The sequence below is a fragment of the Pseudomonadota bacterium genome, from assembly GCA_039196715.1.
Taxonomy (GTDB): Bacteria; Pseudomonadota; Gammaproteobacteria; order CALCKW01; family CALCKW01; genus CALCKW01.
The window spans coordinates 25,410-41,669 of the sequence record JBCCUP010000039.1 but is presented as its reverse complement, the minus strand read 5'-3'; the positions used below and the strand labels follow the sequence as shown (position 1 = coordinate 41,669).

17 protein-coding genes are annotated in these 16,260 nt (G+C 64.7%); 11 read left to right on the top strand and 6 right to left on the bottom strand.

Going from position 1 to position 16,260, the window contains the following annotated elements:
- Positions 1-222 precede the first annotated feature (222 nt).
- Positions 223-1,236, bottom strand: a complete 1,014-nt coding sequence (locus tag AAGA11_13960) for a glutamine synthetase beta-grasp domain-containing protein (GenBank protein MEM9603966.1) — start codon at positions 1,234-1,236, stop codon at positions 223-225.
- A gap of 880 nt (positions 1,237-2,116) precedes the next feature.
- Here AAGA11_13960 and glnA point away from each other — a divergent pair.
- The 6 genes from glnA (at position 2,117) to AAGA11_13930 (ending at position 8,782) form a co-directional block, all read left to right on the top strand.
- Complete coding sequence (glnA, locus tag AAGA11_13955) at positions 2,117-3,532, top strand: glutamate--ammonia ligase (protein ID MEM9603965.1); 1,416 nt, start codon at positions 2,117-2,119, stop codon at positions 3,530-3,532.
- Positions 3,533-3,656: 124 nt separating this feature from the next.
- Positions 3,657-4,316 carry a DUF4124 domain-containing protein gene (locus AAGA11_13950; GenBank protein MEM9603964.1) on the top strand — a complete coding sequence of 220 codons (660 nt, stop codon included), beginning with the start codon at positions 3,657-3,659 and terminating at the stop codon, positions 4,314-4,316.
- Positions 4,317-4,526: 210 nt separating this feature from the next.
- Entirely contained in the window at positions 4,527-5,582 is a 1,056-nt protein-coding gene (glnL, locus tag AAGA11_13945; protein ID MEM9603963.1) for a nitrogen regulation protein NR(II), read from the top strand.
- Positions 5,579-6,988 carry a nitrogen regulation protein NR(I) gene (gene ntrC / locus AAGA11_13940; protein ID MEM9603962.1) on the top strand — a complete coding sequence of 470 codons (1,410 nt, stop codon included), beginning with the start codon at positions 5,579-5,581 and terminating at the stop codon, positions 6,986-6,988. Before glnL ends, ntrC begins: the two co-directional genes overlap by 4 nt.
- Positions 6,989-7,160: 172 nt before the next feature.
- On the top strand, positions 7,161-7,760 hold the full coding sequence (locus AAGA11_13935) for a LemA family protein (GenBank protein MEM9603961.1): 600 nt from the start codon (positions 7,161-7,163) through the stop codon (positions 7,758-7,760).
- The gene (locus AAGA11_13930; GenBank protein ID MEM9603960.1) at positions 7,757-8,782 is read left to right on the top strand and encodes a hypothetical protein; all 1,026 of its coding nucleotides are present in this window, start codon (positions 7,757-7,759) and stop codon (positions 8,780-8,782) included. The genes AAGA11_13935 and AAGA11_13930 overlap by 4 nt, the downstream gene beginning before the upstream one ends.
- Positions 8,783-8,824: 42 nt before the next feature.
- Here the strand turns inward: AAGA11_13930 and AAGA11_13925 are convergent, their stop codons facing one another.
- Positions 8,825-9,460, bottom strand: coding sequence for a prepilin-type N-terminal cleavage/methylation domain-containing protein (locus AAGA11_13925; protein MEM9603959.1), 636 nt, complete (start codon positions 9,458-9,460; stop codon positions 8,825-8,827).
- 195 nt (positions 9,461-9,655) lie between these two features.
- Between AAGA11_13925 and AAGA11_13920 the strand changes: the two genes are divergently transcribed.
- The 3 genes from AAGA11_13920 to AAGA11_13910 all read left to right on the top strand — a co-directional run bounded on the left by AAGA11_13920 (position 9,656) and on the right by AAGA11_13910 (position 11,970).
- Positions 9,656-10,285, top strand: a complete 630-nt coding sequence (locus tag AAGA11_13920) for a serine protease (protein MEM9603958.1) — start codon at positions 9,656-9,658, stop codon at positions 10,283-10,285.
- Positions 10,286-10,435: 150 nt separating this feature from the next.
- Positions 10,436-11,095, top strand: coding sequence for a peptide-methionine (S)-S-oxide reductase MsrA (gene msrA / locus AAGA11_13915; GenBank protein MEM9603957.1), 660 nt, complete (start codon positions 10,436-10,438; stop codon positions 11,093-11,095).
- Positions 11,092-11,970 (top strand): PPK2 family polyphosphate kinase, encoded by an 879-nt coding sequence (locus AAGA11_13910; protein MEM9603956.1) that lies wholly within the window; start codon positions 11,092-11,094, stop codon positions 11,968-11,970. Before msrA ends, AAGA11_13910 begins: the two co-directional genes overlap by 4 nt.
- Here AAGA11_13910 and AAGA11_13905 read toward each other — a convergent pair.
- Both AAGA11_13905 and aroE read right to left on the bottom strand, forming a co-directional pair.
- Entirely contained in the window at positions 11,906-13,054 is a 1,149-nt protein-coding gene (locus AAGA11_13905) for an acyltransferase (protein ID MEM9603955.1), read from the bottom strand. The two genes, AAGA11_13910 and AAGA11_13905, sit on opposite strands and share 65 nt — an antisense overlap.
- A 79-nt stretch (positions 13,055-13,133) precedes the next feature.
- Entirely contained in the window at positions 13,134-13,949 is an 816-nt protein-coding gene (aroE, locus tag AAGA11_13900; GenBank protein ID MEM9603954.1) for a shikimate dehydrogenase, read from the bottom strand.
- A 168-nt stretch (positions 13,950-14,117) separates the two neighbouring features.
- Between aroE and hemB the strand changes: the two genes are divergently transcribed.
- Positions 14,118-15,134 carry a porphobilinogen synthase gene (gene hemB / locus AAGA11_13895; GenBank protein MEM9603953.1) on the top strand — a complete coding sequence of 339 codons (1,017 nt, stop codon included), beginning with the start codon at positions 14,118-14,120 and terminating at the stop codon, positions 15,132-15,134.
- Entirely contained in the window at positions 15,131-15,397 is a 267-nt protein-coding gene (locus tag AAGA11_13890) for a glutaredoxin domain-containing protein (GenBank protein ID MEM9603952.1), read from the top strand. Before hemB ends, AAGA11_13890 begins: the two co-directional genes overlap by 4 nt.
- 269 nt (positions 15,398-15,666) lie before the next feature.
- Here the strand turns inward: AAGA11_13890 and AAGA11_13885 are convergent, their stop codons facing one another.
- Together AAGA11_13885 and AAGA11_13880 are read right to left on the bottom strand one after the other, a co-directional pair.
- Positions 15,667-16,035 (bottom strand): cell division protein ZapA, encoded by a 369-nt coding sequence (locus AAGA11_13885; GenBank protein MEM9603951.1) that lies wholly within the window; start codon positions 16,033-16,035, stop codon positions 15,667-15,669.
- Positions 16,032-16,256 carry a TIGR02449 family protein gene (locus AAGA11_13880; protein MEM9603950.1) on the bottom strand — a complete coding sequence of 75 codons (225 nt, stop codon included), beginning with the start codon at positions 16,254-16,256 and terminating at the stop codon, positions 16,032-16,034. Before AAGA11_13880 ends, AAGA11_13885 begins: the two co-directional genes overlap by 4 nt.
- Positions 16,257-16,260 lie beyond the last annotated feature (4 nt).

Sequence of the window (16,260 nt, the reverse complement as noted above, 5' to 3'; positions counted from 1 at the left end):
CGATCAGTTGGGGACTGTCGGGCAGCTTGAGCTTGGGGTACTCGTCCATGAGGCGGAACCCGAGGCGAGGGGCCCTTCAGTGTAGACCAGTGCGCCCGGCTGCGACTGTGTCCGCGCTCGACGCGTCAGCCCCGCGTGCGACGCGTGTACGCAAAAAAAACCCCGCGGCGAGCGCGGGGCCTTCTTCACGCCCGGGTCGGGCGTGCCACTGTGTGCCGAGCCTTAGCTCAGCGCTTCCGTGCTGGTCTTGATGATCGCGGCTGCGACCTTGTACGGGTCCGCGTTGGACGCCGGACGGCGGTCTTCGAGGCGGCCTTTCCAGCCGTCTTCGATGGTACCAACCGGAATGCGGATGGACGCGCCGCGGTCCGAGACGCCGTAGCTGAACTGGTCGATCGCCTGGGTCTCGTGCTTGCCGGTCAGGCGCTGGTCGTTGTCCGCGCCATAGACGCTGATGTGGCGTTCGATGTTGCGTCCAAAGCCTTCACAGATCTTGTTGAACACGTCTTCGCTGCCCGCGGTGCGCATGGCGCCGTTCGAGAAGTTGGCGTGCATGCCCGAGCCGTTCCAGTCGGTGTCGCCGAGCGGTTTGGGGTGCCAGTCGACCGAGACGCCGTATTTCTCGGCGGTGCGCTCGATCAGGTAACGCGCGAGCCAGATTTCATCACCGGCGCGCTTCGCGCCCTTGGCGAAGATCTGGAATTCCCACTGGCCAGCGGCCACTTCGGCGTTGATGCCTTCGACGTTCAGGCCAGCCTCGAGGCACATGTCCAGGTGCTCTTCGATGATTTCACGGCCAAATGCGTTGGCGCCACCGACGGAGCAGTAGTAGGGACCTTGCGGCCCGGGGTAGCCATTGGCCGGGAAGCCGAGCGGCAGTTTGGTCTCGGTGTTCATCAGGAAATACTCCTGCTCGAAACCGAACCAGAAATCGTCGTCGTCTTCTTCGATGGTGGCGCGGCCGTTGGATTCGTGCGGTGTGCCATCGGCGTTGAGCACCTCGGTCATGACGAGGTAGCTGTTCTTGCGATCCGGGTCGGGAATGATCGCTACCGGCTTCAGCAGGCAGTCTGAATCGTTGCCCTCGGCCTGCTCGGTCGAGCTGCCGTCGAAGGACCACACGGGGCAGTCTTCGAGGTTTCCGCTGAAGTCATTTCTGACCATCGTCTTGCTGCGGAGGCTTTGAGTCGGCTTGTAGCCGTCGAGCCAGATGTACTCTAGCTTGCTTTTCATGATCGCGTTTCTCCAATGATCATCGAGTGAAATCCGGTATCCCGTCGCCAGCGAGCGCTGTCAGCCGTGTTCGGGGCTGCGCCGTCACCCGATTCGGGTGGCGGTCCGCTGGTGATGTGCGATACAGTCTGTGTGCGCTCTGCACCAAAATGAAGCAGCCCGTGGGCATTTCATTCAGGCACAACAGATCAAGTCTGCCAGATTCCGTCGGAATGCAGCAACCGCGTTGACGTGATGTGACGTGGCGCCGGTTTTCACGGCACGCTTTCTCTCGCACTCACCCGCGAATTTCCCGAAAAAACGCAGCTCCGTCCCCGGCCGGCTCGTCCTTCATTTGTGTTAACCCGGTACTGGTCTGTTTCTGGTACTGGTAGATAAAATGTTTTGATACAGAGACTTAGCGAAACTCTGGTGGCATGCGCTTCGTCACGCGCCCGGCGCAGTGCGGTGGTTCCCCCGTCCTCGTGCGTTCACACGTCGCCGTGCCCCGCCTCGTGTCGGCAACCGCGATTTCTCAGTGCAACTCGCTCTCGGAGGTGACAGGTGGGGCGGTAGACTTTTTTCTCGGGTCGTCGCCAACCGCGCCAATCGGCTGCCGGAGGGCCAGGTGAATCCGTTGAATTTACACGGATTGCACCAAAGAGGTGCATTTCAGACTTTTCCGCACAGCAGCAGTGCATGGCGCGTGTGCCAGTCAATAACGCATTGAAAAAGCAGAAAAAGCCGATTCAGAAAGCTGGTACACAACCTGCTCCGGCGTGTTGTGACGTCGTCTGGGCACTACGCTCCTCTGTGGTGCCCGCGCGACCCGCGCGTTACCACCACTTGCGTGGCGCGACTAACCGCCTTTCCCACGCTTCACGATTCAGGAGACAAGACCCCCATGGTTGAGATTGGTAGCGAGGTCATCGACCTCATACGTGACAACGACGTGCGCTTCGTTGATCTGCGGTTCACCGATACGCGGGGTAAGGAACAGCATGTGTCAGTGCCGGCCTCGGTGGTTGACGAGGACCTGTTCGAGGACGGGCAGATGTTTGACGGTTCTTCGATATCCGGCTGGAAAGGCATTCAGGCGTCGGACATGATCATGTTGCCGGACGCAAGCTCTGCGGTCATGGACCCGTTTACCGAGGAGCCGACGCTCAACTTGCGGTGCGACATCATCGAGCCGTCGACCTTGCAGGGGTACGAGCGGTGCCCCCGATCGGTGGCCAAGCGCGCCGAGGCGTACCTGCAGTCAACGGGCATCGCCGACACCGCTTACTTCGGGCCGGAGCCGGAATTTTTCGTGTTCGACGACGTGCGTTTCGGCACACGGATCGGCGACACCTTCGCGAAGATCGATTCTGTCGAGCTCTGCACCAACACGGCAAAGACCTACGAGGAAGGTAACTATGGGCACCGGCCTGGCATCAAGGGCGGTTATTTCCCGGTGCCACCCGTCGACTCGCTCTACGACATGCGCGCGGCGATGTGCGTGGTGCTCGAGCAGATGGGCCTGGATGTGGAAGTCCACCACCACGAAGTGGCGACCGGTGGGCAGTGCGAAATCGGCACCAAGTTCAACACACTGGTGCGGCGCGCTGACCAGAACCAGGTGCTGAAGTACGTTGTGCACAACGTGGCGCACCAGTACGGCAAGACCGCCACCTTCATGCCCAAGCCTCTGGTCGGCGACAACGGCAGTGGCATGCATGTGCACCAGTCGCTGTCGCTCGGTGGCGAGAACATCTTTGCCGGCGACCTCTACGGTGGCCTCTCGCAGACCGCGCTCTACTACATCGGCGGGGTGATCGCGCACGCCAAGGCCATCAACGCCTTTGCCAACGCATCGGTCAACAGCTACAAACGCCTGGTGCCGGGCTTCGAGGCCCCTGTGATGCTGGCCTACTCTGCACGCAACCGCTCGGCGTCGATTCGCATCCCCTACGTCTCCAGCCCGAAAGGCCGGCGCATCGAAGTCCGCTTCCCGGACCCCACGGCCAACCCCTATCTGTGCTTCACGGCCCTGATGATGGCGGGACTCGACGGGATCAAGAATCAGATCAATCCGGGCGACGCGATGGACAAGGACCTCTACGACCTGCCGCCCGAGGAGGAAAAGGCGATTCCCCAGGTGGCGCGCAGCCTCGGTGACGCGCTGGAGGCGCTTGACCAGGACCGCGGCTTTCTGACCGCCGGCGGCGTCATGAGCGACGACATGATCAACGCCTACATCGACCTCAAGCAGGAGGAGGTCACCGAGATGAGCTTGCAGGTGCACCCCAAAGAGTACGAGCTGTACTACAGCGTGTAAGCCGCCTGTTGCGGGCGGCGGCGTATGCGCTGCCCGCGCAGAAAAAGCGAACGCCCGCGACTGTGCGGGCGTTTTTTTTGCACCTAAAGTGGCAACACACCCGCGTAACCCGGAAGCCCTGCCCATGAAATTCAGCCTGATAGTGCTTGCAATGATCAGCGGGCAGGCGTTGGCCACCGTGTACAGCTACCGCGACGCCGACGGCAACCTGGTCTACACCGACGAGCCCCAGGGCACACAGGCGACGGAGGTGGTGCTGCCGGACAACCTCACCGTGTTGCCGGCGTTGCGTCAGGCTGAGCCCGACGTGTCCGACGAAGACGCGGCGTCAGACGGCACCTGGGTCAGTTGGGGGAGCGAGTCTGGCGCGACGGTTGCGCCCGAGGCTCAGGAGGTCTCGGCCGTGGTGCCCGATGTCGAAATCCTGTCACCGACCGCAGGCGAAGCCTATTGGAGTGGCGGCGGTGCGCTTCAGGTCACCGTCTCGGTGTCGCCCGGGCTCGGTGCGGATCAGGAATTGGCGGTGCTTCTGGACGGGCGCGAACTGGCGCGTGGACGTGCCAACGTGTTGACACTGCAGGGCGTCGACCGCGGCTCGCACACCTTGCGCGTGGATGTGCGGGATGGCGCCGACCAGCGCGTTGCCACCAGCGGAGAGCGCACGGTGCATGTCTTGCGGCCGAGCATCATCAACCGCCAGTCCGGACTGATGCACCCCAGCGTCACCGATGCCGTGCGACCGGAGACGGCCGTGCCCGCAGAAGCCTTCCCGAACACCGATTGACCTCAGCCTGACGGCCTTGATGCGCACCCTATTGGGGCGCAAAATGCACCTATAGAGTGCATCGCGAATCGTCTGAACGGCTGAAACACGCGAATTTCCGCGTTGGTTTTTCTACAACTCATTGAAATAGATATAAAAAATTCCAATTCGGCCAGACGGTCCAAAAATCGCACCATAACGGACATGCGATGATTGAATGGCTGGCAACGGATGGTTGACTTGCGTGAGTGGGACACGGTGGCGGTGCTCGATGCACTCGGCACGGCTGTGCTGCAGCTCTCGCACGACCTGGTCGTGGAATCGATGAATTCTGCGGCAGAAGAGCTGTTGTCGATCAGCATGCGTATGGCCATGGGCCAGCCTGTCATTGCGTTGCTCGGCATGCCGGACAAGGTGGTTGCCCACCTCGAAGAGTCGGCGGCAACCGGCCAACCGCTGACCGAGCGCGAAACCCCCCTCGAATTGCGCCACGGTGGCCGTGTGATTGCCGATGTGCGCGCTGCACCGCTGCTCGACAGCGGTGTGTTGCTCGAAATCAGCTCGCTCGATCGGCAATTGCGCATCGCGCGCGAGGATGCGTTGCTGGCGCAGTCCGAGTCGAGCCGGCTGTTGCTTCGCGGCCTCGCGCACGAGGTGAAGAACCCCCTCGGTGGGCTTCGCGGTGCGGCACAGTTGCTCGAGCGCGAGCTCGACGAAGACGGCCTGAAGGAATACACGCGCATCATCATCGACGAGGCAGACCGTCTGCAGCGCCTGATCGATCGGTTGTCGGGGCCGGCCGACCGGCCCAACCTCGCGCCGCTGAACCTGCATCAGGTCACCGAGTACGTGTTGCCGCTGCTCGAATCCGAAGCGTCCGAACAGGTCGAAATCGAACGCGACTACGACCCCTCGCTGCCGCCGTTGAACGGCGACCGCGAGTGGCTGGTGCAAGCCCTGCTGAACGTCGGACTCAACGCCCTGCAGGCGATCGGTGAGGCGGGCGTCCTGACCCTGCGAACCCGGGTGGTGCAGAACTTCACCATCGGGTCCTCGGTGCACCGGCTCGTCGGTGTCATCCAGGTGTGCGACACCGGCTCCGGCGTGCCGCCAGAGATCGCCGACACCTTGTTCTTGCCGTTGATCACCGGCCGTGCAGACGGCACCGGACTCGGGTTGCCCATAGCGCAGTCCTTGATCGGGCGACACGGTGGCCTGATCGAATGCCACTCCGTGCCCGGCAACACGGTCTTTTCACTATATTTACCTCTGGAGTCGGATGCATGAGCGCTGACACCGTTTGGGTCGTCGACGACGACCGGTCAATCCGTTGGGTGTTGTCGCGCGCACTGGAGAAGGCGGACATCAGTGTGCGCACATTCGAGCACGGTGAAGAAGTCATCGACCAGCTCGATGCGTCGCCGGCACTCCCGGACGCAATCATCACCGACGTGCGCATGCCCGGTATGGACGGGATCAGCTTCATGCGGACGGTGCAAGGTATGCACAGCGACCTGCCCGTGATTGTCATGACCGCCCACTCGGACCTCGACAGCGCGGTCAACGCCTACGAGGGCGGTGCCTTCGACTACTTACCCAAACCGTTCGACATCGACGCCGCGGTCGAGCTGGCGCAGCGCGCAGCGGCCCACAGCCGGTCCAGTCGGCACACGGCGGTGGCCGAAGATGCCACCCCTGACACGCTGACCGACATCATCGGCGCGGCGTCCGCCATGCAGGATGTCTTTCGTGCCATCGGGCGGCTGTCCCGCTCCAACATCACCGTGCTCATCAACGGTGAGTCGGGCACGGGCAAGGAGCTCATCGCCCGCGCCCTCCACCGTCACAGCCCGCGGGCTGCCAGCCCGTTTATCGCTTTGAACATGGCGGCCATTCCCCGCGAGTTGATGGAGTCCGAGCTGTTTGGGCACGAGCGGGGTGCCTTTACCGGTGCGCAAACCCAGCGCATTGGGCGTTTTGAACAGGCGAACGGCGGCACGCTGTTCCTCGATGAAATCGGCGATATGCCGAGTGATTTGCAGACCCGGCTCCTGCGTGTACTGTCCGACGGCGAGTTCTTTCGCGTGGGCGGGGCGCGGCCGCTGCAAGCGGACGTCCGGATCGTCGCGGCGACGCACCAGGACCTGGAAACCCGGGTTGCGAACGGCGAATTTCGCGAAGACCTGTTCCACCGGCTGAACGTGATCCGCTTGCGGGTCCCCCCCCTGCGTGAGCGGCGTGAGGACATCCCGCTGTTGCTCGAACACTTTCTCACGCACTCGGCCACCGAACTCGGCGTGACCCGGAAGCAACCGACGCAGGAGGTGTTGGATTACCTGTCCCGCTTGTCCTGGCCGGGCAATGTGCGCCAACTCGAAAACACCGCCCACTGGCTTACAGTGATGGCCAGCGGCCGTGAATTGCACATTTCCGACCTGCCGGACACCCTGCGCAACCCGGACACCGACGACACCACCACAGCCGGTGACTGGACAACCCTGCTCAGGCAGTGGGCCGATGGCGCGCTGTCCAACGGGCAGACCGGCCTGATGACCGACGCGACCAAGTCGCTCGAACGCACGCTGATCGGCGCGGCACTCACGGCGACCGGTGGCCGGCGCCAGGATGCCGCCCGCTTGTTGGGCTGGGGCCGTAACACCCTGACGCGAAAGATCAGCGAGCTCGATCTCTGAGGTCTGCGAGCCACCTCAGTGTGAACTGCGTCACAGTCTGCGCTTTGCCCACGTCGAATGCGCCCGACCGCGCTCAAAAAGCGCCCACGGCGACCGTTACATGCCCTGAGTGGCGGTCTTTCCACGGAAACACCGGCCACGGCGTGCAACCCGTTCGAATCGAGGCAGTTCCATGGACATTTCCACTCTGTTGATCGGCGCCATCGTCGCCGTTGCGTTGATCTGGCTGGTCCAGATCTACAACCGCTTGGTTCGCGTCAAGCACAATGTGTCGGAGGCCTGGAGCAACATCGACGTGCTGCTGCAACAGCGCCACGACGAGCTGCCGAACCTGGTGGCGACCTGTCAGCAATACATGGCGTACGAACGCGACACACTCGAAGCCGTGGTCAATGCGCGCGCGGGTGTGGAGCAGGCGCGTGAACGGGGCGATGTCGGCGCGCTCGGGGCCGCAGAGGCGCTGTTGGGCTCGAGTCTCGGCGGGCTGTTTGCGCTCGCTGAGAACTACCCGGAGTTGAAGGCCGACGAGTCCTTCACCCACTTGCAGAGTCGGGTCAGCACGCTCGAAGACAGCATCGCCGACCGGCGCGAGTTCTACAACGCGTCGGTGAACGCGAACAACATCGCCATCGCCGAGTTTCCGGCCGTGATCGTGGCGCGCGCTTTCGCGTTCGTCTCTGCCGACTTGCTGGTGGTGCCCGAGGCCAAGAAGGCCGATGTCAACGTGGCCACGCTCTTCAACCCGGTTGAGGACATTCGGCGCGCCTCATGAAGGAGCTGCTCGGTGTCGCCGGGGACGTCGATGTCGCGGCGGTTCTGCGGTCGGGTCAGTCGGCCTCGCGCATGCTGCGCCGTGAGGTCGCGCGGGTGGGCGGCAGCGCGGCGGTCGCCGCGGCGGTCTACGTAGCCCTGCAGGCCCGTGTGATGGTCATCCTGCCCTATGCAGGCTGGTCGGTTGTGGTCGGGCTGGTTGCGCTCGGTGTCGCTGGCTTCTACTTGCTGCGGGGCACGCAGCACCGTCGCAAAGCGCACCTCATCACCGACACCCCCACAACAGCAATTGCAACTGCGGCACAAGGCCACGTAGCGGTGCAGGGTGTAGCGCGGGCGCGGGAGGGTGTCCAGCACCGGCCATTTCGCGGCATGCCCGAGTGTGTGTGGTTTGCCGTGAGCGTGGTCGAGGTGCGTCGGAACCGCAGCGTGTTCGCGAGCCTCACGGAGTGGGTCGGCGGCTACGGCGACTTGCCCACCGCGTCGGACATGCCCGCCGGCTTCGTCATTGAAGACCCGAGCGGTCACTGCGTGGTTCGCACCGCGCCGGGACGCGTCCACTGCCTGAGCGCTGACGTCTGGGAGGAGCGCATCGGCAACAGCATCTACACCGTGCAGTACCTGCGCCCGGGTGCGCCGGTTTACGTGTTGGGTCGGTTTTCGAGCCACCGCCCGGACACGGGCGCCGAGGTGCGCAAGGCGCGCTGGCTGGACCGCTTGCGCGCGTTGAAGGCCAACCGTCGTGAGCTGCTTGCGCGCTTTGATGCGAATGCCGACGGCGACATCGACCAGCACGAGTGGCAGGCGGCGAAGGACGCGATCCAGCACGATGTCGACGCCGAGTTGCGCGAGGACTCGATTCGGTCGGCGCGTCACCGAATCGAGCCCTCTCACGACACACCGCTTGTGGTTTCCAACCGGCGGCCCGATGTCGCGGCGGGCCACCACGCCACGTTGTCGCTCGTCTACAAGGCCACGGCGATCGTGCATTTCGTCGGTGGAGCGAGCCTGTTGGCGGGGTGACGCCGGCGCCGGTTCGCGACGCGCCGGTGTGACCGGAGCCCATCAGAAGCCGATCCACGCACCACTGCAGCTTGCCGATGCGGCGTCCACTTTCCAGGCGCCGTCGCTGGTGCACGCGTCATCGGCGGGGAAGCTGATGAACGCCCCCGTGTCCGGGTCACCATCGTCGATTTTCAGATCCAGCTGCAGCAGAGCGGCGGGTGAGATGTTGGCGCCGGTGATGAGATGCACCGTACCCGTACCGTCGGTGCCACTGCTGAGTTTGAAGAAACCGCCGTAGGGGTTCTGTGGGCACGTGCTGGCGGCGCACTCGGTGTCTCCTGTTGTGCCCGCGCTCTCGGCATTGCCGTCGAAGCGACCGGAAATGAAGCCGCCGCTGGCGAGGTGTTGCCACACCAGCGCCACTTCCTGAGCGCTGTTGACCTTGCCGTTGCCGTCGCCATTTGCAAGGGCGGTATCGAGTTGGGTGCTGGCGGTGGTGAGATCGCCGGGGAGGGCGCGGTAGCGGTCAATGAAGGCATACCAGGCCGCGTTGATGCCGTGGATCTGGTTGGCCAGCGAGCGCACGCGCGCGTTTTCGATCACCGATTGCCCCTTGAGCACGCCGCCGAGGATGAGACCCACCACCACCAACACCAGTGCGATCTCGATCAAGGTGAATCCGCGTTGTGTTTTCATGTCAGTTCTCCGTTGTGGTGACTGAGCCTGCCCGGCCGCGCTGCACGGGGAAAGCACGCGGCGCCGACGCCGGTGGCAGAACAGGTTTGCTCTGCTTGGTGCTGTCGCTTTACTGCAACGCCAGCCCGTCTACTACACTTCGGCTCGCACGCCTTGCCGAGTTCACCGGTGTTCTTCCGACTGCTGATATCCCTGATGCTTCTCCACGCGCCGCTGACCCACGCCCAGGCGGCCTGCGACAGCGCGCACATTGCCGGCGGGCTCCGCGATGCCGTGGTCAAGGTGGCCGTGTCCGATGGCATTCAACAGTCCGGTGTGGTGGTTGCACACGACCGCGTGGTCACCGTCTGGCACGGGCTGGTCGGCAACCCGCAACCGCAGGTGCACATCGACGGCGCCTGGTACGCCGCGTCCCACGTGCAGTACGACGCCGAACGTGACCTGGCCTTGCTGACGGTGCCAACCTTGCGTGCGACACCGGTGACCCTGCTTGACCGCACGCTTCAGGCGGGTGAAGCCGTCTGGGCCTTCGGCTGGCCCGCGGGGCAGTTTCAGACCGTCGGCGAGGGCGTCTACCTCGGCGATTGGCGCGGCGCAGCGCGTATCACGCCGCTGGTCGAGGCCGGTCAATCCGGAGGCGCCCTGATCGCCTGTCACGCTGGCCGGGCGCTGCTTGCGGGCCTGGTGACCGGCTTCGGTGCGCGTGACTTCGAGGGCACCCTGCAGCGTGAACCGAACATGTCGCTGGCGGTCCCAGCCAGCGTGATGCTCGAGTTTTTCGAACAGTCGCACGCTGTGTCGGTAGCCCGCGAATCTGACGGCTGAGGGCCGGCGCCGCGCGCGTAACGCCGTGACCGACGGCGCTCTGCCGTCCTGCACCGGTGGTGCTGGCGATGGCCGGGTCTGTGGTCTCGGTCGTCTTTTGGCCGTGTGGGTGTTGGTACACTCACACCAGATGGGCTGAGGAGTCTCGCTATGTTCCCCTTTTCCAAGCAACGCATGATCTCGGCGACGTCAGCGCTGCCCGACCGGCCCACGCCCATCCGAATCGACCGGCTGCACGTGGTGCTCGGCACGGATCTCAACGACCCCTTTCCCTCGGACTGCGACGTCATCGATGTGGGTATGGGGTGTTTCTGGGGGGCGGAGCGGCGCTTCTGGCAACAGCCCGGTGTGCATGTGACCGCCGTCGGCTACGCAGGCGGATTCACGGCCAACCCGTCCTACCGGGACGTGTGTTCTGGTTCGACGGGCCACACCGAGGTGGTGCGCGTGGTGTTCGACCCGGCACAACTGCCGCTCACGTCACTGTTGAAAGTCTTTTGGGAAGCACACGATCCGACCCAGGGCATGCGACAGGGCAACGACGTCGGCACCCAGTACCGTTCGGCCATCTACTGCCAGGACAACGCGCAATGGGAAACGGTGCGTGCCTCCTGTGCGGCGTACGAGGCGGCGCTGCGCGGCAGTGGTATCCACGCTGCGATCACCACCGAGATCGGCCTGGCCGGTCCCTTCTACTACGCCGAGGACGAACACCAGCAGTACCTGGCGAAGAACCCCGGGGGCTACTGCGGCTTGCGTGGCACCGGTGTGAGCTGTGCGATCCCGGCGCCTGTGGAGTCGGGTGCATGAGCAGCCGGGTCAAGAGTGCCTGGCGCGTACCGCGGCAGGACGATTGGCGCCTGGCCGATCAGCCGACGCGCATCGCAGACGAGACGCTGGACCGCAAGGCGCTGAAGAAGAAGCTCAAGGGCGAGGTCAAACGTATCAGTGCGCTGCAGGAGAAGCTCTACGCGCACGATCATTTCGCGTTGTTGTGCGTGTTTCAGGCGATGGACGCGGCCGGCAAGGACAGCACCATCCGTGCGGTGTTCACCGGTGTCAATCCGGCGGGTTTCCAGGTCTCGAGTTTCAAGAAACCCAGCGACAACGAGCTCGAACACGATTTTCTCTGGCGCACTGCGCGCGCGCTGCCGCAGCGCGGTCGCATCGGTGTCTTCAATCGCAGCTACTACGAAGAGGTGCTCGTGGTCAGGGTGCACCCCGCTATCCTGTCCTCGCAACGGCTGCCGGCGGACAGCCTGGGCGATGACATCTGGCGCCGTCGTCTGCGTGCCATCGCAGACCACGAGCGGCATCTGGTCGAGAACGGCACACAGGTCATCAAGTTCTTTCTCAATGTCTCGCGTGAAGAGCAGGCCGCACGCTTTCTCTCGCGCCTCGAGGAGCCGGAAAAAAACTGGAAGTTCAGCGCCAACGACCTCAACGAGCGGCAGCACTGGGAGCGCTACATGTCGGCCTACGAGGCTGCGATGCAGCGCACGTCAACGCGGCGCGCGCCGTGGTATTCGATTCCCGCAGACGACAAGCCACGCATGCGCTACGAGGTGGCCAAGGTCATCCGCAAGCACCTCGAGGCCCTGCCGCTCGAGTGGCCGAAAGTCAGTGGCGCCAAGCGCCAGACGTTCCAGTCCTACGCAGATCAGCTGCGCTCCGGCGAGCTCTGACACCCTGCGGCTGATCGTCGCGAGTCCAGAACCAGGGGCCTGTTGGCGACAGCACGAGCGGGCGCAGCGCCCGGCGTAGAGGCGCTTCGAACAGCAGCGCGATGCCGGCGCACACCACCAGCAACGCCGCGAGCAACAGCACACCGAGGAGCGTGTCGTCGACCGAGGAACCCCAGCGGCTGAACACGGCGTAGCCGACGTTCTGGTGCAGCAGGTACAGCGGGTAGCTGAGGGCGCCGGCGAGGCCCGCGAGCGGCACAGCCACGTGACGACCGGATTGCACCACGGCGACAAAACCGACGAACGCGAGACCGGTCAGCACCCCGGACGCGGTTGTCGACACGGTGGCGTCGAGCAGCGAACTCATGTGTGCGGCAGCCGCCGTTGCCTGCCACAGGCACAGCATCAATGCCCAGCACCAGAGCGCCGCTGACACGCGGCGGTGGATTCGCGTCTGCCAACAGTAGAGTGTGCAGCCCGCGACGAAGTAGGGAGACCAGTCGGGCTGGGTCAGCAGGTAGATGGCGCGGGGCACGCCGAGGCTGTGGTGCACCGTCGCAGCGGCGAGCAGTGCGACCGCGAGGACGGGCAACCAGTCCAGCCGGCCGACCAGCAGCAAGCCGAACACCCAGGCGTAGAACATCAGCTCGACCGTCAGCGTCCAGTAGACGCCGTCGACGTGGGGTGTCGCCAGGTAGCCTTGCACCATGGTCAGGTTGATCGCCAGGGTTTGCAGGGACGGCGGGTCGATCGCCGGCACCGCGTGGGCCGCGATCGCCGCGATGGGCACAGCAAGCCAGTAGGCCGGGTAGAGACGCAGCGCCCGCAGTCCGGCGAATTGCAAGGCGGTGCAGCGTTGGGCCGACTGCAGGATCACGTAGCCGCTGATCAGGAAGAAGAACGGGACACCGAGGTAGCCGTAGCGGAACAGCGGTTCCAGCCCCGGGAACGCACTGCCGCCGGTCAGCCCGTTTGCGGGACCGTAGGCAGTGTAGTGGTAGCCCACGACGGCCAGCGCCGCGAGCAGCCGTGCCACGTCGAGCAAGGGGTTTCGGCCCGGTTGAACCGGGTGGGGCAGAGGCATGTTCCGGGGTGCCTGTGAGCGGGTTCCCCCTCAGCAGTCCACGGTTCATGCCACGGCGCGGGTCAGGCGTTTGAGTACCTCAGAGTGCCGCGCGCAGGGCTGCGCGCACGCGCGCCGTCTCGGGCCTCACACCGCGCCAGCGTTCGAAGCTCTCGGCCGCCTGCTCGACCAGCATGCCCAGGCCGTCGAACGCGGCGCGCGCGCCGTTCGTGCGACTCCAGGCCTGAAACGGCGTGGCCGCGTGGGCGTAGACCATGTCGTAGCTCACAGCGCCTCGCACGCACTGCGGTGCGAGCGCGGGCACGTCACCGGACAGCCCTGAAGAAGTGCCGTTGATGACAACGTCAAAATCCTGCGTTGCAGGCGCGTCCAGTGGGCAGGCCGTGATCGGACCGAGGTCCGCGAAGGCGGCGGCAAGCTTTTCCGCCTTGTCGGCGGAGCGGTTGGCGATCACCACCTGCGCGGGTTGCTGGGCGAGTATCGGTTGCAGCACGCCGCGCACCGCACCACCCGCGCCGAGCACGAGAACACGCGCCGCGCGCAGTGCCACGCCGCAGTGCGTGCCGAGGTCGCGCACGAGGCCGATGCCGTCGGTGTTGTCTCCGAGCAACCCGCGCTCGGTTCGGATCAGTGTGTTGACCGCGCCGGCGCGGCCGGCCGCATCCGTCAGATCGTCGGCGAAGGTGGCGGCGTCGAGCTTGAAAGGCACCGTGACATTGCAGCCGCGGCCCCCGTCGGCGAAGAAGCGCGCTGCGGCGTCGGCAAAGCCGTCCAGTGGCGCCGTTTCGGCGGTGTAGACGAGGTCCTGGGCGGTGTCCTCGGCAAAGCGCTGATGAATGAACGGCGAGCGGCTGTGTGCGATCGGGTTGCCGAACACGGCGTAGTGGTCGGTCACGGGACACGGGCTCTGGTGGGCGGTGCAGCGCAGTGTAGCAGGCGTGGGTTCCCAGCCCGCTTCGTGCCACGCGGGCCACCGGTCGACGCCGCTGCCGCAACGCGCACGCTGCGCGGTACACTTCGCGCTCACCGAGCCCAGCTGGCCACACAGAGCGAGTGCAATCCCATGGCCCCCGTGTTTCCCGGTCGCTACCCGACTACTCGCATGCGCCGCATGCGCCGTGACACGTTCTCGCGCGATCTCATGCGCGAGAACACCCTCCTGGCCGAGGATCTGATCCTCCCGGTTTTCGTGCAGGAAGGCGCCGGGCGACGGGACACGATTGCCACCTTGCCCGGTGTCGAGCGTGTGTCCGTGGACCTGCTGCTGGAGCAGCTTCACACGCTGGTGCCACTGGGCCTGCGCGCGATCGCGCCGTTTCCCGTGGTCGGGCCCGAGGGCAAGAGCGATTGTGCGTCCACGGCTTGGGACCCTGAGGGGTTGTTGCAGCGGGCCGTCCGCGCCGTCAAGGCCGAACTGCCCGAGCTCGGTGTGATGACTGACGTCGCACTCGACCCCTACACCTCGCACGGTCAGGACGGTCTGCTCGGTGCCGATGGCGACATCGAGAACGACCCCACCGTGGCCGCGTTGGTCAAGCAGGGTCTCTCGCACGCGGCGGCGGGTGCCGACGTCCTCGCGCCCTCGGACATGATGGATGGCCGGGTCGGCGCGCTGCGAGCCGCACTCGAGGCCGAGGGCCATGTCAACGTGCGCATCCTGAGTTACGCGGCCAAGTACGCGAGCAGTTTCTACGGCCCGTTTCGCGACGCAGTGGGGTCGAGCGGGAACCTCGGGTGGGGCAACAAGCACACCTATCAGATGGACCCTGGCAACGGCGACGAAGCGCTCAGGGAAGTCGCGTTGGACCTCGACGAGGGGGCCGACATGGTCATGGTCAAGCCGGGCATGCCGTACCTTGACGTCGCGCGGCGTGTGAAAGACACCTTCGGGGTGCCGACCTTCGCCTACCAGGTCTCCGGGGAGTACGCCATGCTGGCATGCGCGGCCGAGGCCGGCGCGCTCGAACTCAGGCCGTGTGTGCTCGAGGCGCTGCTCGGGTTTAAACGCGCGGGTTGTGACGCCATATTGACGTATTTCACCCCCAGCGTGTTGCGCTGGTTGGCGGAGGATCGACCGTGAAAACAACGCTCTACCAAACCCAGTTGTGCGGCTTTTGCGGCATGGTCAGGCGCGCTGTTGCGCAGCTCGGCCTGAGCGATGTGGTGGCAGAACGCTACCTCGAGTCGGACGCTGATGGCGTCAGGGAGCTGTCCGAGGGCGGTGGCCTGGTTCAGGTGCCGTGTCTCAAGATCGAACGCGACAACGAGCCCGTTCAGTGGCTCTATGAATCGATGGATATCGTTGATTTCATAAAGGAAAACGCGGAAAAATTGCGCGTTTGAGTATGCCTGTGGGCGGAGATGACATCAGGCAGACCGGACACACCCCTGGTGCAGTCGGCCAAAAAACCTTGAACCATACGGTTCAGGTGGGAGGCGAAGGGACTGATTTAGGCTTTCCGCCGTGGCGGACGTGCTCACTGTCAGTCGCACACTGCTTCCCTGGGTAGTGAATTAAGGCTCAAGGGTATACCCAGCCGACCGTGATTCACCAGGGGGTGTCCTTGAGACCGATAGTAGCAGTTTGCTGGCCAACCACGCCGGCCGGCGCCTCAGGAGGCCGGGGTGGCTGGCGTGCTGTGATCGACGTCTTCGACCGGGTCGGTGCTCGCTTCAGCAACCCCCTCGGCGTCGGTGCTCAGTGCGGTCTCCACGGTGGACTCGATGCTGCCGAGGATGTCGACCACGGTGTCGATGTCAGGCCCGCCGTGCTGTGCCCTCAGCAGCTGGCTGGTCATGTTCATGGCAGCGACCAGCGCGAGCTTTTCGGGTGAGCTGGACGCGGCGCGCTTGCGCAGGTCTCGCAGGTGCGCGTCGAGGTGCTTGGCGGCGGCGTGCAGGTTGTCGACTTCCTCGGGGGGGCAGGCGAGCTTGATGTCGCGTTCGAGCAGCTTGACAGTGACAGCCGTGTTGTCGCTCACGAGTTTGACTCCAGTGAGCGCAGGCGCGAGATCATCGCATCGACGCGGACCTTGGCGAGCTCGTTCTTCTCTTTCAGCTTCGCGCGTTCATCGAGCAGGCCTTCGCGCTGCGTCAGTAACGAGCGGTTTTCTCGCCGCAGGCGTTCGAGTTCACGGGCCATGTCGTCGACGCGAGACGCCAGGCGCGAGAGCCGCGTGTTGAGAGGATGAGAGGGGTCCATAAGC